Annotated in this window: 22 protein-coding genes and 12 tRNA genes; 4 read left to right on the forward strand and 30 right to left on the reverse strand. The window is 35.2% G+C overall.

Features of this window, described 5'->3' with window-relative positions:
• Nucleotides 1-212: 212 nt before the first annotated feature.
• The 13 genes from IEV35_RS19485 to IEV35_RS19545 all read right to left on the reverse strand — a co-directional run bounded on the left by IEV35_RS19485 (nucleotide 213) and on the right by IEV35_RS19545 (nucleotide 2,564).
• A tRNA-Ile gene (locus IEV35_RS19485) sits at nucleotides 213-289 on the reverse strand.
• A 10-nt stretch (nucleotides 290-299) separates the two neighbouring features.
• Nucleotides 300-373 (reverse strand) — tRNA-Gly (locus IEV35_RS19490).
• An 89-nt stretch (nucleotides 374-462) separates the two neighbouring features.
• Nucleotides 463-536 (reverse strand) — tRNA-Pro (locus IEV35_RS19495).
• Nucleotides 537-543: 7 nt separating this feature from the next.
• A tRNA-Arg gene (locus IEV35_RS19500) sits at nucleotides 544-620 on the reverse strand.
• A 76-nt stretch (nucleotides 621-696) separates the two neighbouring features.
• Nucleotides 697-780, reverse strand: a tRNA-Leu gene (locus tag IEV35_RS19505).
• A gap of 23 nt (nucleotides 781-803) precedes the next feature.
• Nucleotides 804-888: transfer RNA gene (locus IEV35_RS19510), tRNA-Leu, on the reverse strand.
• 10 nt (nucleotides 889-898) lie between these two features.
• Nucleotides 899-974 (reverse strand) — tRNA-Lys (locus IEV35_RS19515).
• Nucleotides 975-1,192: 218 nt separating this feature from the next.
• Nucleotides 1,193-1,267: transfer RNA gene (locus IEV35_RS19520), tRNA-Gln, on the reverse strand.
• 10 nt (nucleotides 1,268-1,277) lie between these two features.
• Nucleotides 1,278-1,354, reverse strand: a tRNA-Asp gene (locus tag IEV35_RS19525).
• A gap of 23 nt (nucleotides 1,355-1,377) precedes the next feature.
• Nucleotides 1,378-1,449: transfer RNA gene (locus tag IEV35_RS19530), tRNA-Glu, on the reverse strand.
• A gap of 9 nt (nucleotides 1,450-1,458) precedes the next feature.
• Nucleotides 1,459-1,549: transfer RNA gene (locus tag IEV35_RS19535), tRNA-Ser, on the reverse strand.
• Between the two features lie 3 nt (nucleotides 1,550-1,552).
• Nucleotides 1,553-1,627, reverse strand: a tRNA-Asn gene (locus IEV35_RS19540).
• A 481-nt stretch (nucleotides 1,628-2,108) separates the two neighbouring features.
• Entirely contained in the window at nucleotides 2,109-2,564 is a 456-nt protein-coding gene (locus tag IEV35_RS19545) for a SprT family protein (protein WP_188386333.1), read from the reverse strand.
• Nucleotides 2,565-2,822: 258 nt separating this feature from the next.
• On the opposite strand from IEV35_RS19545, the gene IEV35_RS19550 reads away from it, so the two are divergent.
• The gene (locus IEV35_RS19550) at nucleotides 2,823-4,301 is read left to right on the forward strand and encodes a catalase (RefSeq protein ID WP_188386334.1); all 1,479 of its coding nucleotides are present in this window, start codon (nucleotides 2,823-2,825) and stop codon (nucleotides 4,299-4,301) included.
• Between the two features lie 82 nt (nucleotides 4,302-4,383).
• Here the strand turns inward: IEV35_RS19550 and IEV35_RS19555 are convergent, their stop codons facing one another.
• The 14 genes from IEV35_RS19555 to acpS all read right to left on the reverse strand — a co-directional run bounded on the left by IEV35_RS19555 (nucleotide 4,384) and on the right by acpS (nucleotide 15,570).
• Entirely contained in the window at nucleotides 4,384-6,537 is a 2,154-nt protein-coding gene (locus IEV35_RS19555; RefSeq protein ID WP_188386354.1) for a Tex family protein, read from the reverse strand.
• A gap of 111 nt (nucleotides 6,538-6,648) precedes the next feature.
• Nucleotides 6,649-7,245 (reverse strand): SpoIIE family protein phosphatase, encoded by a 597-nt coding sequence (locus IEV35_RS19560; RefSeq protein ID WP_188386335.1) that lies wholly within the window; start codon nucleotides 7,243-7,245, stop codon nucleotides 6,649-6,651.
• Nucleotides 7,242-8,027 carry an RNA polymerase sigma factor SigB gene (gene sigB, locus IEV35_RS19565; protein ID WP_188386336.1) on the reverse strand — a complete coding sequence of 262 codons (786 nt, stop codon included), beginning with the start codon at nucleotides 8,025-8,027 and terminating at the stop codon, nucleotides 7,242-7,244. The genes IEV35_RS19560 and sigB overlap by 4 nt, the downstream gene beginning before the upstream one ends.
• Nucleotides 8,002-8,475: an anti-sigma B factor RsbW gene (gene rsbW / locus IEV35_RS19570; protein WP_188386337.1), complete on the reverse strand. Its 474-nt coding sequence runs from the start codon at nucleotides 8,473-8,475 to the stop codon at nucleotides 8,002-8,004. Before rsbW ends, sigB begins: the two co-directional genes overlap by 26 nt.
• Nucleotides 8,476-8,808, reverse strand: coding sequence for an anti-sigma factor antagonist (locus IEV35_RS19575; RefSeq protein ID WP_188386338.1), 333 nt, complete (start codon nucleotides 8,806-8,808; stop codon nucleotides 8,476-8,478).
• A gap of 84 nt (nucleotides 8,809-8,892) precedes the next feature.
• On the reverse strand, nucleotides 8,893-9,903 hold the full coding sequence (locus tag IEV35_RS19580; RefSeq protein WP_188386339.1) for a PP2C family protein-serine/threonine phosphatase: 1,011 nt from the start codon (nucleotides 9,901-9,903) through the stop codon (nucleotides 8,893-8,895).
• A 77-nt stretch (nucleotides 9,904-9,980) separates the two neighbouring features.
• Entirely contained in the window at nucleotides 9,981-10,382 is a 402-nt protein-coding gene (locus IEV35_RS19585; RefSeq protein WP_188386340.1) for an anti-sigma regulatory factor, read from the reverse strand.
• 2 nt (nucleotides 10,383-10,384) lie between these two features.
• Nucleotides 10,385-10,741: an STAS domain-containing protein gene (locus tag IEV35_RS19590; protein WP_188386341.1), complete on the reverse strand. Its 357-nt coding sequence runs from the start codon at nucleotides 10,739-10,741 to the stop codon at nucleotides 10,385-10,387.
• A complete protein-coding gene (gene rsbRA / locus IEV35_RS19595) occupies nucleotides 10,713-11,618 on the reverse strand; it encodes an RsbT co-antagonist protein RsbRA (protein ID WP_188386342.1) in 906 nt (301 codons plus the stop codon). The genes IEV35_RS19590 and rsbRA overlap by 29 nt, the downstream gene beginning before the upstream one ends.
• Before the next feature lie 178 nt (nucleotides 11,619-11,796).
• A complete protein-coding gene (locus IEV35_RS19600; RefSeq protein WP_188386343.1) occupies nucleotides 11,797-12,156 on the reverse strand; it encodes a type II toxin-antitoxin system PemK/MazF family toxin in 360 nt (119 codons plus the stop codon).
• A gap of 3 nt (nucleotides 12,157-12,159) precedes the next feature.
• Nucleotides 12,160-12,444 (reverse strand): CopG family ribbon-helix-helix protein, encoded by a 285-nt coding sequence (locus tag IEV35_RS19605; protein ID WP_188386344.1) that lies wholly within the window; start codon nucleotides 12,442-12,444, stop codon nucleotides 12,160-12,162.
• Between the two features lie 138 nt (nucleotides 12,445-12,582).
• The gene (gene alr / locus IEV35_RS19610) at nucleotides 12,583-13,737 is read right to left on the reverse strand and encodes an alanine racemase (RefSeq protein WP_188386345.1); all 1,155 of its coding nucleotides are present in this window, start codon (nucleotides 13,735-13,737) and stop codon (nucleotides 12,583-12,585) included.
• Between the two features lie 106 nt (nucleotides 13,738-13,843).
• Complete coding sequence (locus tag IEV35_RS19615; protein WP_188386346.1) at nucleotides 13,844-14,866, reverse strand: LolA family protein; 1,023 nt, start codon at nucleotides 14,864-14,866, stop codon at nucleotides 13,844-13,846.
• A gap of 350 nt (nucleotides 14,867-15,216) precedes the next feature.
• Nucleotides 15,217-15,570 (reverse strand): holo-ACP synthase, encoded by a 354-nt coding sequence (gene acpS / locus IEV35_RS19620; RefSeq protein ID WP_188386347.1) that lies wholly within the window; start codon nucleotides 15,568-15,570, stop codon nucleotides 15,217-15,219.
• A 157-nt stretch (nucleotides 15,571-15,727) separates the two neighbouring features.
• On the opposite strand from acpS, the gene IEV35_RS19625 reads away from it, so the two are divergent.
• Entirely contained in the window at nucleotides 15,728-16,489 is a 762-nt protein-coding gene (locus tag IEV35_RS19625) for a rhomboid family intramembrane serine protease (RefSeq protein ID WP_188386348.1), read from the forward strand.
• Nucleotides 16,490-16,501: 12 nt separating this feature from the next.
• On the opposite strand, the gene IEV35_RS19630 is transcribed toward IEV35_RS19625, so the two are convergent.
• From IEV35_RS19630 to cshA, 3 genes are all read right to left on the reverse strand, one after another.
• Nucleotides 16,502-17,926, reverse strand: coding sequence for a PH domain-containing protein (locus tag IEV35_RS19630; RefSeq protein WP_188386349.1), 1,425 nt, complete (start codon nucleotides 17,924-17,926; stop codon nucleotides 16,502-16,504).
• Nucleotides 17,919-18,398, reverse strand: coding sequence for a PH domain-containing protein (locus IEV35_RS19635; RefSeq protein WP_188386350.1), 480 nt, complete (start codon nucleotides 18,396-18,398; stop codon nucleotides 17,919-17,921). The genes IEV35_RS19630 and IEV35_RS19635 overlap by 8 nt, the downstream gene beginning before the upstream one ends.
• A gap of 110 nt (nucleotides 18,399-18,508) precedes the next feature.
• Entirely contained in the window at nucleotides 18,509-19,981 is a 1,473-nt protein-coding gene (cshA, locus tag IEV35_RS19640; protein ID WP_229740827.1) for a degradosome RNA helicase CshA, read from the reverse strand.
• Between the two features lie 404 nt (nucleotides 19,982-20,385).
• Between cshA and IEV35_RS19645 the strand changes: the two genes are divergently transcribed.
• Together IEV35_RS19645 and IEV35_RS19650 are read left to right on the forward strand one after the other, a co-directional pair.
• The gene (locus IEV35_RS19645) at nucleotides 20,386-21,300 is read left to right on the forward strand and encodes a DMT family transporter (protein ID WP_188386352.1); all 915 of its coding nucleotides are present in this window, start codon (nucleotides 20,386-20,388) and stop codon (nucleotides 21,298-21,300) included.
• A gap of 73 nt (nucleotides 21,301-21,373) precedes the next feature.
• Nucleotides 21,374-22,228, forward strand: coding sequence for a DegV family protein (locus IEV35_RS19650; protein ID WP_188386353.1), 855 nt, complete (start codon nucleotides 21,374-21,376; stop codon nucleotides 22,226-22,228).
• The last annotated feature ends 131 nt before the right edge of the window (nucleotides 22,229-22,359 follow it).

Below are 22,359 nucleotides of genomic sequence, written 5' to 3' on the forward strand. Positions count from 1 at the left end.
AATTGAACGAGTCAATTACATTCTTAGCTACTAAAGCACGCTAGCTTTAGATTTATTTAATAGAAAAAACAGGGTATGTTTTTTCTTACATACTGGTTGTTTTGTTCAGTTTTCAAGGAGCAAAATCATTTAGTGTTGTTTTGTTAACAACTTTTAAATCATACCATGTTGAGTTTTCATTGTCAACACTTATTTAATATCTTTTTTTAAAATGGTGGGCCTGAGTGGACTCGAACCACCGACCTCACGCTTATCAGGCGTGCGCTCTAACCAGCTGAGCTACAGGCCCATTTCAAAAATGGAGCGGGTGATGGGAATCGAACCCACGACATCAGCTTGGAAGGCTGGAGTTTTACCATTAAACTACACCCGCATATAAAAAAGTGAGTATCTACTTTTAAAGAAGTTCTTAATTCGAAAGCTTATATCAACTTAAACACCAAGCTGACTGGAAGCTCCGGATCGGGAAGACAGGATTCGAACCTGCGACCCCATGGTCCCAAACCATGTGCTCTACCAAGCTGAGCTACTTCCCGAAGTTTATGGCGCGCCCGAGAGGAGTCGAACCCCTAACCTCTTGATCCGTAGTCAAACGCTCTATCCAATTGAGCTACGGGCGCAAAAACGACATTTATTAATATATCACATTAAAAAGATTAAATCAAGTGTTTTTTATTCTTTTTTTAAAAAGAATAGTGCGGCCGAGAGGACTTGAACCTCCACGGGATTAACTCCCACTAGGCCCTCAACCTAGCGCGTCTGCCATTCCGCCACGACCGCATTGATAAATAGTTGAGTACATATGGTGCGGGTGAAGGGAGTCGAACCCCCACATCCGAAGATACTAGATCCTAAGTCTAGCGCGTCTGCCAATTCCGCCACACCCGCATGATTAAAATGGTGAGCCATGAAGGATTCGAACCTTCGACCCTCTGATTAAAAGTCAGATGCTCTACCGACTGAGCTAATGGCTCATATATAATGAGTTGCATTTAATTAATTTGAACGTTTCTCAAGTTGACCCTTGCGTCTTCTAGTATTTCCAAAGAAGCAAATTCCTCAGGGTTACTCGTAGCATATTCGGTAGAAGTAGTGCTCGTTGCTCTACCGACTGAGCTAATGGCTCATATATTATGAGTTTTAGTCCCTAAAAATAAAAAAACGTTTGTTGAAAGGCTCACAAACATAAAATTGGCTGGGCTACTAGGATTCGAACCTAGGAATGACGGGACCAAAACCCGTTGCCTTACCGCTTGGCTATAGCCCAACAAATCATATGGCGGTCCGGACGGGACTCGAACCCGCGACCTCCTGCGTGACAGGCAGGCATTCTAACCAACTGAACTACCGGACCTTTTTATTTTTAAATGAACATAATGACCCGTACGGGATTCGAACCCGTGTTACCGCCGTGAAAGGGCGGTGTCTTAACCGCTTGACCAACGGGCCATATTACAATGGCGGAGAAGGAGGGATTTGAACCCTCGCGCCGGTTACCCGACCTATACCCTTAGCAGGGGCACCTCTTCAGCCACTTGAGTACTTCTCCATATGGCTCCACAGGTAGGATTCGAACCTACGACCGATCGGTTAACAGCCGATTGCTCTACCACTGAGCTACTGTGGAATAATAAATAGCTTAACTATTATTGTTATGAAAGAACAAATTAAGTAGTGACCCCTGCGTCTTCTCGATTATTCGAAGAAGTGTATTCCTCGGGGTTACTCGTAGCATACTCGGTAGAAGTAATGCTTGTTGCTCTACCACTGAGCTACTGTGAAATAATTTCAGCGACAAGAAATATCATACAATAATTCGTAATTGATGTCAACGTTTTTTAAATCTTTTTTTATGTCTTTGTCATATTGTTTTTTTCTAATCATTAATATGAAACTTAATATAATTTATCATGGTTCGTCCAATTCGTCAATTATTTTTTTATGTCTATTTACTTTTTTTAGGTGTTCCCTAGTTTCTTCCTATTATATGTTTTCATACGACTATTTCCTGAACGCTTTTGGTTGAAGTCACCTCTTACCCTAAAACTATAATTCCGAAAATCAAACAAATTATTAGTTTGAAATTAATAGTACAAAATAATGCTTTCCTATTTAAACTTAACCAATTTCCCACGACATATTCCACAGCGATACTTTCTTAAATCAATTCTTCGAACTCTTTTATATATGTGATTACAATTTATGCACTTATATTGATGCTTGACTCTATTGACATTAGATTCTAACGGCTTACAATGTCTTGGCGAACCTGTTTTTTTCAATAGTGCTTTAAATTCCGGATCACCATGCTTATACCCTTTTCCTTCGATATGCAGGTGATAATGACATAGTTCATGCTTAATAATTCCAATAAACTCTTCTCTTTCAGCTTCTAAGAAATATTTAGGATTAAGTTCTATAATACGACTAGCTGGTAAGTATCTCCCTCCTGTCGTTCGCAGTCTTCTATTAAATATCACTCTATCAGTATATGGCTTATTAAAGAATTCCAGCGATATATCTTGAACTAAACGTGTTAATTGTTTCTCATTTAATAATTCCATTTGCGAATACTTCCTTTAGCATATATATTTCTATTGCCTGTAACACTCTATAGAGTATATCTTACAACGTTATTTAAAATAATTATAATTAAAAATTGATTTTTATTTAGAATGGTATATAATATAATGTGAAACCAAAATGAATTAGTATACATAGTAATAGGATAGTACTGCACTCATAGTCTATCTATTTAGTAATCTAATAGTTACTATGTTACTATATTATATGTATTTTATATTACAGGAGGGACATGTTCAATGAGTGAAAAGAAAAAATTAACTACTGCATTTGGTGCTCCAGTACCAAATGACGATGATGTAAAAACTGCTGGTCCTAGAGGTCCACTATTAATGGAAGATTTCTGGTTCCTAGAAAAATTAGCACACTTTGACCGTGAAGTTATTCCTGAACGTCGTATGCATGCTAAAGGTTCTGGTGCATATGGTACATTCACTGTAACTCATGACATCACTAAATATACTAAAGCTTCCATCTTCTCAGAAGTTGGTAAGAAAACTGATATGTTCGTACGTTTCTCTACAGTTGCTGGAGAACGTGGAGCTGCTGATGCTGAGCGTGATATCCGCGGTACAGCTATGAAATTCTATACAGAAGAAGGTAATTGGGATTTAGTTGGTAACAATACACCTGTATTCTTCTTTAGAGATCCTAAGCGTTTCCCTGATTTAAACCACGTTGTTAAACGTGACCCAAGAACAAATATGCATAGTGCTCAAGCAAACTGGGATTTCTGGACTGGATTACCAGAAGCATTACACCAAGTAACTATCGTAATGAGCGATCGTGGTATTCCAGCATCATACAGAAATATGCATATGTTCGGAAGCCATACTTACAGCCTGATTAATGCTGATAATGAAAGAGTATGGGTTAAATTCCACTTCCGTACACAACAAGGAATTAAAAACCTAACTGACCAAGAAGCAGAAACAGTTATCGGTAAAGACCGTGAAAGTCATCAAAAAGATCTTTATGAAGCAATTGAAAATGGTGATTATCCAAAATGGACTCTTTACATTCAAGTAATGACTGAAGAAGAAGCTAAACAAGTACCTTACAATCCATTCGATTTAACTAAAGTATGGCCTAAAGGTGACTTCCCACTAATTGAAGTTGGTGAAGTTGAACTTAACCGTAATCCAGAAAACTACTTTGAAGAAGTTGAGCAAGCAGCATTCGCTCCAACTAACATTGTACCTGGAATTGGTTTCTCACCAGATAAGATGCTACAAGGTCGTCTATTCTCATACGGAGACGCACAACGCTATCGTCTAGGTGTAAATCACTGGCAAATTCCAGTTAACTATCCTAAAAATGCGAAGAACTTCAACCCTTACCATCGTGACGGTGCAATGCGTGTAATTCCACACGGAAAAAACGTAACATATAGCCCGAACAGTTATGGTGAGTGGGAAGATAGTAAAGAGCATCAAGATCCAAGACAAGTACTTGCTGCAGATGTTGATTACTATGATTTCCGTCAAGATGACGATAAATACTTTGAACAACCTGGTAACCTATTCCGTCTAATGACTGCTGAAGAACAACAAAGATTGTTTGAAAACACTGCACGTGCGATGGAAGGTACAACGAAAGAAGTTCAATTAAGACATATCAACCATTGCTACAAAGCAGACCCTGCATACGGTGAAGGTGTAGCAAATGCTCTTGGCGTTTCCATGAGTGAAGTTGAAGCTGCAAGTGATGTAGAATAATATTAAAAAAGAAGTTACCGGCATTCTGTTCGGTAACTTCTTTTTTCATCTATTCACTATCGACACTAGAATGAAACATCAGTTATTCATTAATCATCGATAATGCTACTCTTCCTTTATTAATATCCACACTTTCTACCCAAACCGTAACTACATCTCCAACTGAAGCAATATCCATTGGGTGTTTTACAAATGAATTAGACATTTTAGAGATATGTACTAGCCCATCTTGTTTAACTCCGACATCAACAAATACTCCGAAATCCACTACATTCCGTACCGTACCTTGTAACTCCATCCCTGGCTTTAAATCTTCTAATGATAATACATTCTTCTTCAATAATGGTTGTGGATACTCATCACGTGGGTCTCTTTCTGGCTTGCTTAGTGCATCAATAATATCAGTTAGTGTTGGCACTCCGACACCTAACTGTTCAGCGATATTTTTTTTATTAAGAGCCTGAAGCTCTTCATTTAGCTTCGAAGAACCAATATCTTCTATATTACAATTAAGCATCTTTAGTAATTTTGTAGTATGATCATAGCTTTCAGGGTGAATTGGAGTTCTATCTAGTGGGTTATCCCCATCAATAATTCGTAGGAACCCAATTGCTTGTTCATAGGTTTTGGCACCTAATCTAGGAATTTTCTTCAATTCTTTTCGATTAGTAAACTTCCCATTTTCATTTCGTAGCTTCACAATATTCCCTGCAACTGTTTTACTTAGACCAGATACATATTGAAGTAGAGATCTAGATGCGGTATTTACATTCACACCTACTTGGTTAACTGCAGTTTCAACAACAAATGTTAATGATTCATTGAGAGCCTTTTGACTTACATCATGCTGATACTGACCAACACCTATTGATTTAGGATCAATTTTCACTAATTCCGCTAAAGGATCTTGTACTCTACGAGCGATAGATGCTGCACTTCTTTCTTCTACTTGCAAGTCTGGAAATTCTTCTCGGGCTAGTTCAGATGCAGAATACACACTTGCTCCTGCTTCGTTTACGATAATATAAGGTATGTCCAAATTATTTTTTGTAATTACATCACTTATAAATTGTTCGGTCTCCCGCGAAGCCGTACCATTGCCAATGGCAACTAATTCAACCTGGTGGGATTTAACGAACTCTAGTATTATTTTTTCTGATCCTTCAATATCATTTCTTGGTGCTGTTGGATACATTACTCCAACCTTATGCAATTTACCAGTTTCATCTATAACAGCTAGTTTACAACCAGTACGGTAAGCAGGGTCAACACCTAGTACTGTTTTCCCCTTTAATGGAGGTTGTAGTAATAGGTTCTTTAAGTTCGTAGCAAACACTGAAATTGCTTGTTCTTCAGCTTTTTCAGTGAGGTTTGATCTGACCTCTCTCTCGATAGACGGTTCAATCAAACGTTTGTATGAATCTTCTATTGCAGCAGTTAAGATATCTCGTATGTCCTTAGATGTTTTTTGTTTAATTATTTTCCTCTCTAAATAACTAATAATTCCTTCTACCGGTGGAAGGACAGTAACTTTTAATACTTCTTCCTTTTCCCCTCTATTTAAAGCGAGTATTCGGTGTGAGACTATTGAACGAACTGCCTCGGAATATTCATAGTACATTTCATAAACACTTTTTTCATCTTTGTCTTTCTTTTTGACGGTTGATTGGACAAGCCCACGTTTTATTGTTTCTTTTCGGATATAATCTCGATATTCTGGCTCGTCCGAAATCCACTCAGCAAGAATATCATTCACACCTAATAATACGTCTTCAATAGTATTCAACTCGTGTTCCTCAGAGAGATATTTAATCGCCTCATCGTGAACATGTATATCTTTCTGTTTCCATATTAGTTCTGCAAGAGGTTCTAGCCCTTTTTCTTTTGCAATGGTTGCTTTTGTCCTTCTCTTTTGTTTATACGGTCTATATAGATCTTCAACACGTTGTAATTGTGTTGCTTTCCTTATTTCACCCTCTAGTTCAGGAGTTAATTTGCCCTGTTCATCAATTAAACGTATAACCTCATCTTTTCGTTGTGCTAAATTATTAGCATATTGCCATTTATCTTGGATTGACTTAATTTGAACTTCATCTAGTCCACCTGTCATTTCTTTTCGATAGCGGGCAATAAACGGAACTGTATTTCCTTCATCTAATAAATCAATCACCTTATGTACAACATTCGCAGAAACTTCTGTTTCCTTTGCTACCCAATGAGCTAATTCTTGATTCATAGTATCTGACACGAAATTTTCCTCCTTTACATCAGTCTTTATTCTATCAAAAAAATTAAACATATCCTACAACAAAGAGAAAGAGACTGATTTTATTCGTTCAGTCTCTTTCTAACCTTTATATCGAATTGCTATTAAAGTCGTATCATCATCACGCTTTTTTTCACTTCTTAACGCATATGAATCGGTAATTCTATCTACATCTTCATAATAAAAGTAATTATTTCTTAGTTCCTTATCTTTGACGCCATCTGTATACATAATAATATTCATTTTCTCTACTAAAGGTTCATGAGTAACTTTGAAGTCTCGCTTATACCCTGCTAAGTATCCCGCATTTGGTATATACCGTTTTCTACTGTCTTCTCCCCAAACAGTCATAACTCCTATATTTCCAATTGTAGAAATAGTATAGCTATTCGTTGAAAAATCGATCTTAAGGATGGCAAGGACAGCTCCTCTTTTACCAAGTAATTGTTGGTTACATTTTTTCACAATTTCTTCAACTGTATAATCTATATTCTCTTTAATGATATTAATTACTATATCAGAGGATTCCTTTGCATACTCTCCACTCCCTAAACCATCTGCAAGAGCACATATGAACTGTTTTTCCGTTTCTCTATAAAAGTAACTATCACCACAATCTTCATTTCCGTTCTTTGGTTCCTGATAAACTGCTACTTCGACACGGCTCATAGTTTTCATAATACCTCCGCACTATCTGAATTTATTGCTTCACGGAGTTTCTTTAGTGACCTTCGTTGTAGACGTGAAACATGCATTTGAGAAATTCCTAATAATTCTCCTGTTTCTTTTTGACTTTTATTTTCGAAATACGTGTAACGGATAATTTGTTGCTCTCGTTCTGTTAATATAGGAAGGATTTTTTCTAATAGCATTTTTAGATCTATCTTAGAATAACCATCTTCTGTTGTACCTATCATATCAAGTATGGCAATAGTACTACCATTTGATGTGCCTTCAATGCTTCTGTCAACAGACAATGCTTTATAGCTTTGATTCATTTCCATTGTTTCTAATACATCTTCCTCAGGAACTTCGAGATATTCTGCAATTTCTGTTATTGTAGGTGATTTTTGTTTTTTAGTGGTGAGCTCATCGACTGCTTTTTTTATCTTTGGACCTAGTTCTTTAATTCTTCTAGGAACATGTACACTCCATGTCTTATCGCGGATAAATCTTTTTATCTCTCCAATTATCGTGGGGATAGCAAAGGATTCGAATGTTTTACCATAAGTTGGATCAAAGCGTTTAATTGCTGCTAATAGCCCTATCATTCCCACTTGAACTAAGTCTTCATGAATCATACTATTTTTAGAATATTTTCTTGCTATAGATTCTACCAGTTCTTTATAAATAAGAATTATCTTTTGTTGTATTTCCTCATCTGTAGGGTTTTTTTGCAGCTGGTCAATCCATTCGTAAACCTCATCTCCTCCTCTATTTGGTCGAGACGTGGTCGTCATTAAACCCCACCCCTAATTTCTCAAGGTACTTTGTCATTAGGACAATAACACCTGAATTATTATTTATTTCAACTTTATCCATTAAAGTACTAATTAAAAATAATCCAAATCCCCCTTCTCGAAGGCTTTCAATTGATTCGCTCTGTTCATATGGACCAATTTCTGCTTTTACTTTCTCCAAATCAAAGCTTTCCCCATAGTCAGCTACCATTACTTCCAACCGATCCTCATATACACCAAATCCAATGGTTACTTCACCATTTTCCTTACAGTCATATGCGTGATTAACGACATTTGTAACAGCTTCTGAAATTGAAACTTTTAAGTCATCAATGTCTTCATACGTAAAACCCATTCGACTAGCTATTCCAGAGACACTTAATCTAATAACACCTACATATTCTGGTTTAGCTGGAAATTTCATTTCAATAAAATCAAACGATTCCATTTATTCGTCTACACCTCGAATCGTAGAGTTTAAATCCATTATTTCGTGTAACCCTGTTATTTGAAACAAACGTAATACTCGATCCTGTAGATTTACTAACCTTAACTTGCAGTCATGCTCTGTAGATAATTTTAAGGCATTAATAAAAACCCCTAACCCCGTACTATCCATATAACTTACTTTTTCTAAATCAACTTCAACAAGTCCATTATGTGTCTTAGTAAGTGGGAGTAATGCCTCTTTCAGCTTTGGTGCTGTATACACATCAATCTCCCCAGATAAATGAACAATTGACAGGTTGTTTTTACTATCTATTTGGATTTGTAGATTCATAGTGTCCCCCCATAATGCCTATTTGTCATAGAAAACGATTGTATAATAAGTACGTATTTTACCTGTACCCGGATATTCTTACTATTAAACCACTTTTTTAAAGATTACTAATGTAAAGTCGTCTCGCAAATCAAAATTTTGCAGACGTTCAAAATGACGATATACTCGATTAACAATCTCTTGGGAAGTCAAATGCATATATTTCTTAATAACTTCGACTATATCTTCGCGTTCAATAAATTTTCCATCTTTCTGACACTCGGTTACTCCATCAGTAAGCAGAATAACCATGTCTTCTTTTTCCAGCAATAATTCGCTTTGTGAATAGGTTGTATTTTGATTTACACCTAGGACCAATCCTTTGGCATCAATATCTATAAATCTATTTTTCTTCTTACTAAAGAAAAATCCAGGTTCATGGCCAGCAGAAGAATAGTGTAGCTTCCCAGTTTTTGGTTCATATTGTGCATAAAACATAGTTATAAACATACCAGGGTCTACGTTTTGTTCTACAACCCTATTCAAGCTCGCAAGTATTGTGCTAGTAGACATTCTACTAGCAGGAAAACTATCCATTGCATATTTAATCATAGACATTGCTAGTGCGGCTGGTACTCCTTTACCTATGACGTCTGCAATAGCAATACTAATAGAGCCATCCTTATCTTTTACAAAATGATGATAGTCTCCATTCATTTGATTAGCAGGTACACTAATAACTCCAATATCTAATCCTTTTATTTCAGGTATTTCAGTCTGCATGAGCATTTTTTGCATTCTAGCTGCTACTTGAATTTCAGATTTTATCTCTAACTGTTTTTCACGAAGCATCTGGTATTCTTGATGTGCTAATCCATAAGAAATCATAGCTTCTAATAAGAAATTCATAGAAGGTAATATTTGGTCACGTGATTCTGGATAAATATCTAATAATGCTTGAATATGTAGATTAACAATTTCTTCAGGTAGTATATTCTTCCTAATAAATGACTTAGAAATTTTTTCTGCACCATAAAGAGCTCTCTCATCCTGTGTTTCTATATATCTACTTAATAAATCAGCATATGTTCTAGCATCTAAGTCTTTCGTATCCATAGTGGCCTCTCCTGTTCTATTATTAGGAACCTTATCAATTGTATTTCTTTGTTGTAAAAGAAGCATATGTTACTGATTTATCTCACCCATTTTTTGGTGGAAATCTTTGTTCCCTTACCTACTTCCGTTTCAATATCAAACTCATCCATTAACCTTCTAACACCTGGTAAACCGGCACCTAGCCCTCCAGATGTAGAATATCCATCTTCCATTACTTGGCTCAAATCCTTTATTCCAGGACCGTTATCTTTAGCAATTATTAAGATCCCTTTTTGATCTAAAGTTTTTATAGCTTCAAAACATATTTGCCCTTCACCAGCATATAGATAAATATTTCGGGCTAACTCAGATATCGCTGTTGTAATACGCGCTTGGTCAACCGTGCCAAAACCTATTTGTTTAGAAAGTTCACGGCCCATTTGACGTGCAGCAACAATATCCCACTCTTTCATAATTGATACATAGGAAAGGGAGTTCATAATCATTCCCCCATTTCCTGATGTAGTTTCAACAAACCTTGTTCTAAATCCAGTGCAGTAGGAACATTTTGCAAATGAATACCTAACTCAATTAGCGTCATAGCAACTGCTGGTTGTATTCCTGTTAAAACAACTTTAGCCCCCATTAGGTCTGACATCGAAACTACGTCACCTAACACCTTAGCTATAAAGGAATCAATCACTTCAACCGAGGTGAGATCAATAACTACTCCTGTCGCTTCCGTTGTATGTATTTCTCGTAATAAGTCTTCTTGAAAATTAATTGCTGTTTGGTCATCTAATTCTGTTTGAATAGAGATTAATAAATAATTATGTAGTTTTAAGATCGGTATTCTCATGATCTTCTTCACTCCCTGTACTTTTACCTAGTAGTTCATCTAATGTTTGAGATTTATTATTCATTTCTACAATGGACTTATTAGTAATTTCAAGAGCAAGCATAAAACCTTTTTTTAAGGTACTTTTCGTAGGAAGGTTTGAGAAATTAATACCCAAATTAACAATAGTTTGAGCTATTTCTGGTCGGATGCCTACTAGAATACATTTTGCCCCTAATAGTCGTACAGCCTCAGTTGCTTGGAATAGATGGTGTGCTACCATTGTATCGACTACTGGAACACCCGTAATATCGATTAATACCACTTCAGCATTATGACGCATCACGCCATCTAATAAATTTTCCATAATAAATTTAGCACGTTCCGTATCAATAGTTCCTATTAATGGCATGATGGTTATATTATCCATAACCGGAATAAGTGGAGCAGATAATTCTTGGAGGGCAATTCTTTGCAGTGAAACAACATGTTCCCAACTTACTGAGTATTCATTAACTAGTTGCCTAATAATTGGCTCTACTAAAGAATCGATATTTCTTAGTACTTCATTAGCTGTGTTACTGTCTACATGGTCAACTTGTTTAAGTATAATATTAGTAGCTACCCTTCTAAATACAAGTAACCCATCAGTGATGTAACTTAGTGGCCAACCTAACTGGATAATACGATCAGAGAAATCTTTTACTAATTTAGTTGAACCTGTACCCTTGATACTATGAATAATTACATTTACAAACTCTTGATTATTATGTTCGTAAAGTTCATCTGATATATCTGAAGTATAATTTTGTTCTTTTAGTTTGTTTATTTCCTTAGACCAATTTTGAATAATGGCATCATTATGTTCTATAATGATGTTCCTTAAATCTCTATTCATCCTCTGGTTACCCCCGATAAATAAAATATTATAAATATTGTCACATGTTATGTTTATTATTGCAAACAAATTCTAATGCAAGTTTTATTAGTATACTTGACTTACCAGCTAAATAATGCTGATTGTCTATTTTTAGGCATTAAAAAAACTCACAGTTTATTATTATAAACTATGAGTTCTAATGACCATACATATCTTTAAGCCCAAGACTTATTTCTAAAGCATGATTTATTTTTTGCATCATTAAGTCATCTAATTTAGTAATTTTATCTGTTAGCCGCTGCTTATCTAGAGTTCGAATCTGTTCTAAAAGAATAACAGAATCTCGATCAAACCCGTATCGTTTCGCGTCAATCTCCACATGAGTAGGTAATTTTGCTTTTTGAATTTGGGCAGTAATCGCAGCAACAATAACAGTTGGGCTAAATCGATTTCCAATATCATTTTGGAGGATCAACACCGGTCGAACGCCCCCTTGTTCTGACCCGACTACAGGGGATAAGTCAGCGAAATATACTTCGCCTCTTTGAACAATCAAATTCTACACCCCGATCACAGAGCGCTCTAGAGTAATTTCAGCCTCCTCTTCAGCCTGAAATGCTTCTGAAGCAATAGAGAGATTGATTCGTGCCATTTCTTGATAGCCTTTTTGCATGGATTTATAAAAGTTTTGGATGTATTCTTCTTTCTTGGTTTCTAGATAACTTCTAGTAGCCTGACAAATGATTTCGCTTAGATCCACGTTTTCTTTTTTCACTAATCCATCCACCTCATTTAGTAGGTTTTTTGGTAGCCGTACCATCACTTCTTGTAAGCTCTCTGACAAAATCAAGCACCTCCGCCAACTGCTGAACGAACATATTGAATAATTTTAGTCAAATTTAATAATATCATTGTCTAGCCGTAATTGCAAAGGCTTATCAATACTTTCAATAAAAAAATTAGGTATTTCGTTGGATTTTTTTTAGTTTTTATGCTCATACGGTAATCTATTACCATTTTCCACATAAAATCTTGGTACTCTTTCGTTAATCATACAAGGTATCTCATAATTAATTGTCTCCAGATAATCAGCTATATCATCAATTTCAATCAGTTCATTTCCTTGTTTTCCTATTAAAGTTACTGTAGTTCCAATTTCATATGCCTTATCTAAGCGTATCATCATTTGATCCATACAAATTCGACCAACAATAGGCATTTTCCGATTATTTACTAGAACACTCATTCCTTGTAATTTTCTCGTCCAACCATCCCCGTATCCAATCGGTATCGTACCTATCCATTCATCTTCGCTTGCAATATATGTTCTTCCATAGCTAACTGATTCGCCTTTTGCTATTTTTTTAACATTAATCAGTTTACTATGTAATGAAAAAGCAGGTTTAAGAGTAATATTGTTTTCTTCTTTTACAATTTTAGAAGGATACAACCCATACATGGATATGCCAAAACGAATAGAATTATGCATTTTTTCCGGAAAACGAACAGATGCTGCACTATTCCCGATATGAACTGTTACAGGGGATCTCCAATGCTTGTAAAATACATCGAGAAGTTCTTCCAATCTTTTTATTTGTCTTTCAAAGTATTCTAAATCCTTTTCATCTGCTGTAGCAAAATGTGTAAAAATACCGGTTAGATTTATATCGTTATTATTATCTATTTCTTGTAAAATACTTATTAATTCTTCATCAGAGCGTAGACCGATTCTTCCCATCCCAGTATCTAGTTTTATATGCACTGATACTGGACGTTGTAAGGATAATTGTTTTACTTCTTCCAACCAATCTTTTCGAAAGACTGTTAATGTAATTTGATACTTAGCTGCTATTGGAACATATTTTGCTGGAACCCATCCTAAGACTAATATTGGAACAGTAATGGAAGAATTCCTAAGAATAATAGCTTCTTCTAATATTGCAACCGCTAAAGCATTTGCCCCTGATTCTAAAGCCTTTTTTGCAACAGGAACAATTCCATGACCATATGCATTGGCTTTTACAACTGCAATTATATTACTATCTTGCGGTAGTTTTTCCTTTATTTGTGTAATATTATACTTAATTGCATCAAGATTTATTTCTGCCCATGTTTCACGATACATTCCGTCTACCACAAGGTATGACTCCCTTCCACTCGGTAGTTATTATTCTTCCAACATATATATCTTATTATAAAACAAAAAGCAGACCCTTTCTATGAGCCTGCCCAAATTTCATACATTATTTAACCTCTTGACCTTGAACAGATTGTGCTACTTCGATAAGTTCTTGTCTTGTTAATTGGTCACTTGCTAGATAGAAATTTGTTCCATTATAATCCCATTCAATTGCATTTTCAGTCAGTGCTCCAACAGCACCAAATCCTAGATTAACAATTTCTCCGTTTACTTCAACTGGTGATGAGAATGTTTCTACTACATTTTTTCTTTCCTGTACTAAAGTGAAATTCTTTTCGCCTGTAAAAGTAGAAATAATTCGTTTTCCATCTTCTAAGTCAACTTCTAAGCGATCAGACAGCTCTGCGCCAGCAGTATATAATGGGACCATTACAGATAATTCTTCAACAGCGCCATCTGCAGAAGTAGGCACTTCATCAGGCATAGCACTTGCCATGTTCTGTTCAATTTCAAAATCCTTTTCTTTAAAAGTAGGATTAAATTCAAAGCTATTAAATTTAACTTCAACTACTGCATTTCCATCTGTATCTAAAATTTTCACTAAAACAGGTGCATAATTTTCTTTGTTAAAATGAATTTCTTGATACGGATAGTTGTTATTGCTTTGATAATTTGTTTTTGCTTTAAAGATATAATTATTTTCATCAGCAGTAAATTCCGCTTCTTCATCGTTAATCACATCTTCTACTAGAGATTGATATAAGTATGGTTGACTACTATTATCTGGCCATTCAGATTGGAATTTAAAACTTTTCTTCAATTCTGGTGTTAGTACAAATACACCATCCTTGTTTTTCAAGATGATTTGTCCACCTTTATCATCTTTGTTACTAGTTAGCGCAACACGGTAAAAATCTTCTTGTTTGTGCCACACATCAATTTTAAACAGTTGCTCTTCTTGTCCAGTATTCATCTTCATATCTACATTAGCCTTATATCCAGACAAATCTGCTACATTTTCTCCAAGTTTATCCACTACATCCTGCTGTGATTTTTCTCCACACGCTGCAAGGAATAACACAATTCCAAATACAAAAAGTATCAATATACGTGATTTTTTTATCATTAACACATCTCCCTTGTCCTAAATTACCAACCTATCCTCTAAGGTTTCTACGATTATTACAAAGGGAACTCTCACCGAAAGAATTCACGATACTCCATTTGAACCAATTAATCAGACAATACCATCATCCCTTCATCATTCCATCCTCTCCTTTAATTTTTTCTAATTTAACATCTAATAAACGTTCTACTTTATTCCTGTCATTTGGACTAGTCTCGAAAGTGGTCCATGGTTCTTATCGTTCCTTCCTTTACGGCGAAAAAATACTATAGCTTGTTCCCTCCTGCTTGCAATAAAATATATGAGACAACCTTGGTAATTATGCAAAGGTTAAGAGAGAAACTACTAATTTACTCTTCAATTATTACTTGTGCTACTGCATACTCTTTACTATGAGAAATAGAAACAAAAATATTCATATCCTCTGCAAAAGTTAGATTTATGGTTGGGGCACCATTATCATCGTTCATCACTTCAATGTCTTGAAAACTTAATTTCCCGATACCGGTACCCATTGCTTTAGAAAATGCCTCTTTTGCAGCAAAACGCCCTGCAACATATTCCATTCTTCTTCTTTCACTTTGTAATAAATCAAATTTTTCACGTTCATTAAGAGTTAGAATTCGTTCGATAAATCTCCTATTCTCCATGCTCTGTTTAATTCGTTCTAACTCAACAATGTCTATTCCGATTCCTTTGATCATTTTGCGCTGATCTCCTTATATATTTAGAGGTGTTATAAAATAATTAATATATGAAGTTTCTCTTTATGTAAAAATAGTATTATAGTAATCTAAGAATGTACATACTATTTATTATTACCATTAGGAATACTGCAATACTTAAGAAAGAAGGAGTACTATGTTTATTCGAAACGAACGAAGCATGAAAGAATTTATCCGCTACTATCCAATTGTATCAGCTATTCTCGTTATTCACCTTGCTTTATGGATTGTAGATATCCTACCGATTGGTTTCTTTGAACGTTTATATGATTTGGGCGTTGGTAGACATTATCAAATCCATAAAGGAGAATATTGGAGGTTTATTACACCAATATTTCTACACGGTGATTTAATGCATATGCTTTTTAATTCCTTTTCCCTAGTTTTGTTTGGCCCAGCGTTAGAGCAAATGCTTGGTAAATGGAAGTTCATACTAGCCTATTTAGGTGCCGGGGTTTTAGCAAATGTTGCTACGTTTCTTATAAATCCTTCCTTTATGTTCTCCCATGTCGGAGCATCGGGAGCAATCTTCGGGCTGTTCGGCATCTATGTTTTTATGGTTGCATTTCGGAAATCACTCATTGACGCCGGAAGTGCTCGAATTATCATGATCATATTTATTTTGGGCTTAATCATGACCTTCATTCGACCGAATATTAATATTTATGGACATGTGTTAGGATTCATAGCCGGATTTATCATAGCTCCTTTAGTTCTTAATAAAGCGAAACGATATTATCCGGTACGATACAGGAGAAGCTATCAAGATGAAGGTGATATTCAATTTAACCCTAATCGATGGAAGAAACGGGGAAAACTTTCAACAAAGTTAAGACAAAATCCAGTTGCAGTTACTATAATTGTTATTATTATTTTAGCAATATTAATGTCACTATAAAAAAAGAGGGGATTAATCCTCCCCTCGGTAAGAATACCAATCTGCTAATTTATTCGCTTCTTTTTCTTCCATTTCTTTAATGTGGAAATGCTTTCCTAGCCCCATTTTTCCTATAATAGATAATTTAATAGTCGCTAAAAACTCTCTTCTATGTAAAAAATGTTGCTTTTTGTTAAATGCTTGAATTCGTTTATGTTCGATAACCATTGTCACTCTGCTTAAGAATCGATAACGTATAGTTACCTTACTATCCTCAAGGGTGAATCCCGTATCACGATATTGCATAATACCAAGCAGTATACTTAGAACAATAAGTAAAATCGGTATCCAAGTAAAATAAGGGACAATGATAATAACTGCAATAAAAGCAATAAGAGAGGGTAAAAGCATTCTTGTAATATAATATTTTAGCGCGCGTTTCGGTAATTTATAGTCAATCTCTTCCATTTGATAGTCAGGAAAGAATTTTCTTATAAAAGAAGAAACTTCATCTGTTTTCATAATAGGAAATATTACTGTTGAAAATTCCTCTCCGCTTTCATTAGATCCCCCCGCAACCTCGGCAATGACTGTTGAATAACCTAGTGGCTGTCGAATAATACTCTCTACATATCCAATAGATTGAATACGCCGTAATGGGATGGTCAAATGTTTCTTTTCTAAAAGTCCACGTGTAATGACGATATCTTCGCCTATTTTTGTGATAGTAAAATTCCAATATCGAATAACTGTTCCGATAATCCCTATAAGCCATAGAAGAATTAAACCACCTATTATCATGAAGATAATTATTAAAAGTCCTAGTCCAATTACCCATTGATAAGCATTGTTAAAGAAGTCTTCAGGAATAAATCGTTCAAGTTCTGAGATAGCCCCTGCTGCAATCGCGATTAATACTCCCACACTTCCAGATGTTGCCCCCGCAATTAAAATCCCTTTACTTGTAATAGTTTGAGTCGGATCTGAAATTGTTTCCTCTTCTACAGATTCCTCTTTATTAATAGATTGAGATTTCAGTTGTGCTCGTAACGCTTCACCTTTTAATAATGTAACAGCATTAAGGGAGGCTTCAGCATCAGCACCTGTACCAGCCGTCTCAATCTCCACCTTTACTAATTTAAAGATGCGATGGAGGATATTTTGTGTCAAATCAATTGATTGAATCCTATTTTTAGCAATAAATCGTTTTTTACGAATAAAAATCCCGTACTCTAATCTTAATTCTTCCTCCTCGACGTAATAAGTAAATCTGCTCCAGGACAAATAGCTCATCAATACAATTAGAAGAATTAAAATAGTTATACCTAATACGGCATACCAAATATTGACATCCATTAAACCAGCTATTGCAATAATGATAATAAATATAGAATCTCTAATTCCTTTAATTATATTAAAAACAATTGTAGCAGGATGTAATCGTTCTGGTTTAGACATCATCTTCATCCACCTTTGCTAGCGCGGATATTTTGTCTCTTAGATCAGAAGCTACTTCATTCGATAACGCTGGAATCTCATGTGTTGTTGCAGCAGTAGAAATGGATACCGTAGCTAAATCAAACTTCTTCAGAATAGGTCCTTGTTTTGTTTCTACATGTTGAACTCGAATCATTGGTATGAGCGTTCTATTAACAATTAAGATACCATGCTGAATGTAAATTTCTTGTTCAAAGACCTCATATCGCCATCTTTTCCATCTAAGCTTAGGTAATAAAAAGACAGTAATATAGGTACTTATTAACGTTATCCCTAAGACAATTAATACAATCCATAATGGAAAGTCTATTACAATATGTAATACAAAACCAATAACAGTTAGAATCCACGCAATTGCCTCATAAAGTATTGCGGTTATTTGCCATGCCTTAATTGCATCCTTTGAGATCAAATGAATTGGTGGCTTTCTCATATCCCTTTTCTCCCCCTATAATTTGACATATTTATTCTAAAGAAAAGACTCCTATGCTAAAAGGAGCCTTTCTTTCATTTCTGCAAATTATATCTATAAACACAAATTAATTAATCACGGTTTCTTCTTTTTTGGAAATTCCCTTTACGATTACGGCCACCTTGGTTTCTGCCTCCACCTTGGTTTTTTCCGCCGCCTTGATTACGTTTGCCGTAGAAACGTTTGTTATTAGATCGTCCTTTGTCTGTTTGAGCTTTCTTAATACTAATAGGTGCAACACCAGAGATTTGAACTGGTACGTCTCTTCTTTCTTTCGTTAACATCTTTAATGCTGCTGCAACGATTGTTACAGAATCATGTTCTTCTAGTAACTCATTTGCAGTTTGATGGTATGCATCTAATTCATTCTTCTCGATTGTTTTTAGTATTTTGTCAACAGTGATTTGCTGTTGTCCAAGTCTAGCTTCTTTATTAGTCGGTGGTACCATTCGTTTCATTTTACTCTTCGTTACTCTTTCAATTAAGCGAAGATGAGCAATTTCCCTTGGTGTAACAAATGAGATTGCTTCCCCAGTACGACCAGCACGGCCAGTACGACCAATACGGTGAACATAGCTTTCTGGATCTTGAGGAATATCAAAGTTATAAACATGTGTAACACCTGAAATATCTAAACCACGAGCAGCAACATCTGTTGCAACTAATACATCAACACGGCCATTTTTAAACTTATTTAACACAGACATACGTTTTCCTTGTGTTAAATCACCATGAATCCCTTCAGATCGAAAACCTCTTGCTTGTAAACCTTCCGTTACTTCATCAACACGTTTTTTCGTTCTACTGAAAACAATTGCTAATTCAGGATTCTGCATGTCTAACAAGTTTGTCAATGTATCGAACTTATATTTTTCTGGGATCTCAACAAAATGCTGGACAATATTCTCAACAGTCATTTCTTTCGCTTTTACCTTAACCTCTTTTGGACTGTTCATTAGGTTGGTTGCAATATCACGAATTTCTTTCGGCATTGTAGCTGAGAATAGTAACGTTTGTCTTTCACTTGGAACTTGTTTTAGAATTTCACGTATATCGTCAATGAATCCCATGTTTAACATTTCATCAGCTTCATCTAACACTACAGTATGCACAATATTGGCACGGATTGTCTTTCTTCTAAAATGGTCTAATAATCTTCCCGGTGTAGCAACAACAATATGTGGACCGTCTTTTAGAGAGCGGATTTGTCTATCCATTGGTGCTCCACCATAAACCGGAAGTACACGTACCCCTTTAAATCTACCTAATCGATTAAGTTCTTCTGCAACTTGTATTGCAAGTTCTCTTGTTGGAGCAACTACTAAACCTTGAACTTTTCTTTCTGACGTATTAATTTTTTCTAGCATTGGGATACCAAAAGCAGCAGTTTTTCCCGTCCCAGTCTGCGCTTGACCTATTACATCATGTCCCTCAATAGCTAGAGGAATTGTTTGAGCTTGGATTGGAGTTGCCTCCTCGAAGCCCATTTTTTCTAAAGACTTCATAATTGGGTTTGAAATACCTAATTCATTAAATGTTGTCACGCTTATTATTTCTCCTTTATGCATAATTTATCTTGTTTTAGCGTTTGAACTTGCCGTGATGCCTATACCGAAATCACATCACCCATTTTATTTTATCTTATCCATAATTTTAAATATTACATGTCCCCCATGGATTGGAACATCTTATTATTAGATAATGTATCTAGAGTAATATAAATTTTCATTCACTTTTTCTCAAGTGGAAAAGGCTTGACCTATGGTGGAAAAGCCAGAGATTTTCATACAAGGGGTTCATTCCCTATAATTTATACGCACCGTGGCAAATTAACCGTTAGTTAATGATAACACATGTCGAATAGTACAAGCTAGCCTGTAAATGATATTTATAGTTGAACATGATAATATATATATCATTGAATGAATTTTTTTAAGGAGGAATATGGATGAGAGTCCCTCCGTTTAATCCATATATAGCACTAGTTGTCGGTGTAATTTCTATCTCGACATCTGCTGTACTTGTTAAATTAGCAACCAATACACCTGCTGCTATTATCGCTAATTATCGATTATTACTTGCAGTTCTATTAATGCTACCAATTATCTTAGTGAAGTATCGACATGAATTCAAACAAATTAACAAGAGAGATTGGCTATTATCTATATTAGCCGGTGTTTTCCTCGCATTTCATTTTATTCTCTGGTTTGAATCTCTAAATTATACATCTGTTGCGAGTTCGGTCGTCCTTGTCACGTTACAACCAATATTTGCTTTCTTAGGGACTTATTTATTCTTTAAGGAACGATTTACTGCTGGCGCTCTAATAAGCATGTTTATCGCCCTTTTAGGAAGTATAATTATTAGTTGGGGTGATTTTCAAATTAGTGGCATAGCTTTATTTGGGGATATTCTCGCCCTACTTGGTGCAGTTGCTATGACTGTATATTTCCTTTTTGGACAAAGTGCAAGAAAGAGAATTTCCTTAATGACCTACACGTTCTTAGTTTACGGAGTTAGCTCTGTTACCTTAATAATCTATAATATTGTACTAGGTAATGAATTCTTTGGTTACCCAAAAGAACATTGGCTAATATTTTTAGCTTTAGCTATTATCCCAACCTTTTTCGGACATACACTATTTAATTGGGCACTTAAATGGCTTAGCACTTCTACAATAAGTATGGCGATTGTTTTTGAACCTATTGGTGCGTCCATTCTCGCTTACTTTATATTAGGAGAGAAAATTACTTGGACACAATGGCTTGGAGGATCTATAGTAATTTGCGGTTTATTTTTATTTATAATGAGTACGACTCGTAAGACTAATGTAACTATCCATAAAAAAGTCGTTAAATCTTAACTATATTTATCCACTTAATAACGATATAATAGATACTACTTATAGTAAAATTTTAAAGAAAATAGGTGATTCTATGTCAATTCAGTTAATGACTGATGGCGGTGCTGATATCCCACAAGAGCTATTGAACACTGTCGACATACAGATTATTCCACTATATTTAAATTTCAAAGATCAACAATATAAAAGTGGTGTAGATCTTGACCTTGAAGGTTTTAATAAAAAGATAAAAGAAACAAAAGAATTACCTCGTTCTGCTGCACCAAGTCCAAATGATTTTTATAAAGGCTATAAAAAAATAGAAGCTTCAAAAGAGATTCTAATGATTAGTTTATCTGGTGGATTAAGTAGTACATATGAGAATGCTATTGCTGGAAAGAATATGTTGCTTGAAGAAGAACCTAATAGAAAAATAGAAGTTATTAACGCAAAAACAGCTTCAGGAGGACAAGCACTTCTTTTATTTGAAGCATTTAAAAAGATTCAAGAAAACTACTCACTAGATGAGATTGCAGATCACCTACAGAAAATGGTAAAGCAGACAGCAACTCTATTTGTTTTACGTACTCTAGAAAATCTAGTTCTAGGCGGAAGAGTCGATAAAGTAAAAGGTACTATTGCTAAGACATTGAATATTAAACTTCTTATGAAGGCTAGTGAAGAAGGTACAATTGAAGTTGCAGAGAAAGTTCGCGGAGACAAAAAATCGATTCGTCGTTTTGTAGATCAAATAGGTGATTACGTAAAATCCGTAGAAGATAAAATCTTAGTAATGACTCATTGTAACGCCAAAGAACGTGCAAATTCTGTATTGAATGAAATTAAAGCAAAATACCCTTTTAAAGAAACTTTTGTTACTGAAATGGGACCGCTTATTTCCACTTATGGTGGAGATGGTGCATTAGTCATTGCATTCTTTAAAGATTAAATAGAAAGAGGCTGGGACAAAACCCCAGTAATAATTAAAAACGTAGCACTTCCATTTCGAATGGTAAGTGCTACGTTTATTTTTAATATTCTAACTCTTCCTAGTAAACAAAAAGGATACCATCTGATAAA

It is taken from the genome of Ornithinibacillus halotolerans (assembly GCF_014637405.1).
Classification (GTDB): domain Bacteria; phylum Bacillota; class Bacilli; order Bacillales; family Amphibacillaceae; genus Ornithinibacillus; species Ornithinibacillus halotolerans.

Excerpts from the sequence above, each read along its gene's own strand:
- IEV35_RS19615 (WP_188386346.1), bottom strand. The coding sequence starts at position 14,866 with ATGATAAAAAAATCACGTATATTGATACTTTTTGTATTTGGAATTGTG.
- IEV35_RS19550 (WP_188386334.1), top strand. The coding sequence starts at position 2,823 with ATGAGTGAAAAGAAAAAATTAACTACTGCATTTGGTGCTCCAGTACCA.
- IEV35_RS19575 (WP_188386338.1), bottom strand. The coding sequence starts at position 8,808 with ATGAATCTACAAATCCAAATAGATAGTAAAAACAACCTGTCAATTGTT.
- sigB (WP_188386336.1), bottom strand. The coding sequence starts at position 8,027 with ATGACGACCACGTCTCGACCAAATAGAGGAGGAGATGAGGTTTACGAA.
- IEV35_RS19580 (WP_188386339.1), bottom strand. The coding sequence starts at position 9,903 with ATGGATACGAAAGACTTAGATGCTAGAACATATGCTGATTTATTAAGT.
- IEV35_RS19645 (WP_188386352.1), top strand. The coding sequence starts at position 20,386 with ATGAGAGTCCCTCCGTTTAATCCATATATAGCACTAGTTGTCGGTGTA.
- IEV35_RS19650 (WP_188386353.1), top strand. The coding sequence starts at position 21,374 with ATGTCAATTCAGTTAATGACTGATGGCGGTGCTGATATCCCACAAGAG.
- IEV35_RS19635 (WP_188386350.1), bottom strand. The coding sequence starts at position 18,398 with ATGAGAAAGCCACCAATTCATTTGATCTCAAAGGATGCAATTAAGGCA.
- IEV35_RS19545 (WP_188386333.1), bottom strand. The coding sequence starts at position 2,564 with ATGGAATTATTAAATGAGAAACAATTAACACGTTTAGTTCAAGATATA.
- rsbW (WP_188386337.1), bottom strand. The coding sequence starts at position 8,475 with ATGGAATCGTTTGATTTTATTGAAATGAAATTTCCAGCTAAACCAGAA.
- rsbRA (WP_188386342.1), bottom strand. The coding sequence starts at position 11,618 with ATGAATAGAGATTTAAGGAACATCATTATAGAACATAATGATGCCATT.
- IEV35_RS19555 (WP_188386354.1), bottom strand. The coding sequence starts at position 6,537 with ATGAATCAAGAATTAGCTCATTGGGTAGCAAAGGAAACAGAAGTTTCT.
- IEV35_RS19585 (WP_188386340.1), bottom strand. The coding sequence starts at position 10,382 with ATGAACTCCCTTTCCTATGTATCAATTATGAAAGAGTGGGATATTGTT.
- IEV35_RS19590 (WP_188386341.1), bottom strand. The coding sequence starts at position 10,741 with ATGAGAATACCGATCTTAAAACTACATAATTATTTATTAATCTCTATT.
- IEV35_RS19560 (WP_188386335.1), bottom strand. The coding sequence starts at position 7,245 with ATGAAAACTATGAGCCGTGTCGAAGTAGCAGTTTATCAGGAACCAAAG.
- IEV35_RS19625 (WP_188386348.1), top strand. The coding sequence starts at position 15,728 with ATGTTTATTCGAAACGAACGAAGCATGAAAGAATTTATCCGCTACTAT.
- acpS (WP_188386347.1), bottom strand. The coding sequence starts at position 15,570 with ATGATCAAAGGAATCGGAATAGACATTGTTGAGTTAGAACGAATTAAA.
- IEV35_RS19630 (WP_188386349.1), bottom strand. The coding sequence starts at position 17,926 with ATGTCTAAACCAGAACGATTACATCCTGCTACAATTGTTTTTAATATA.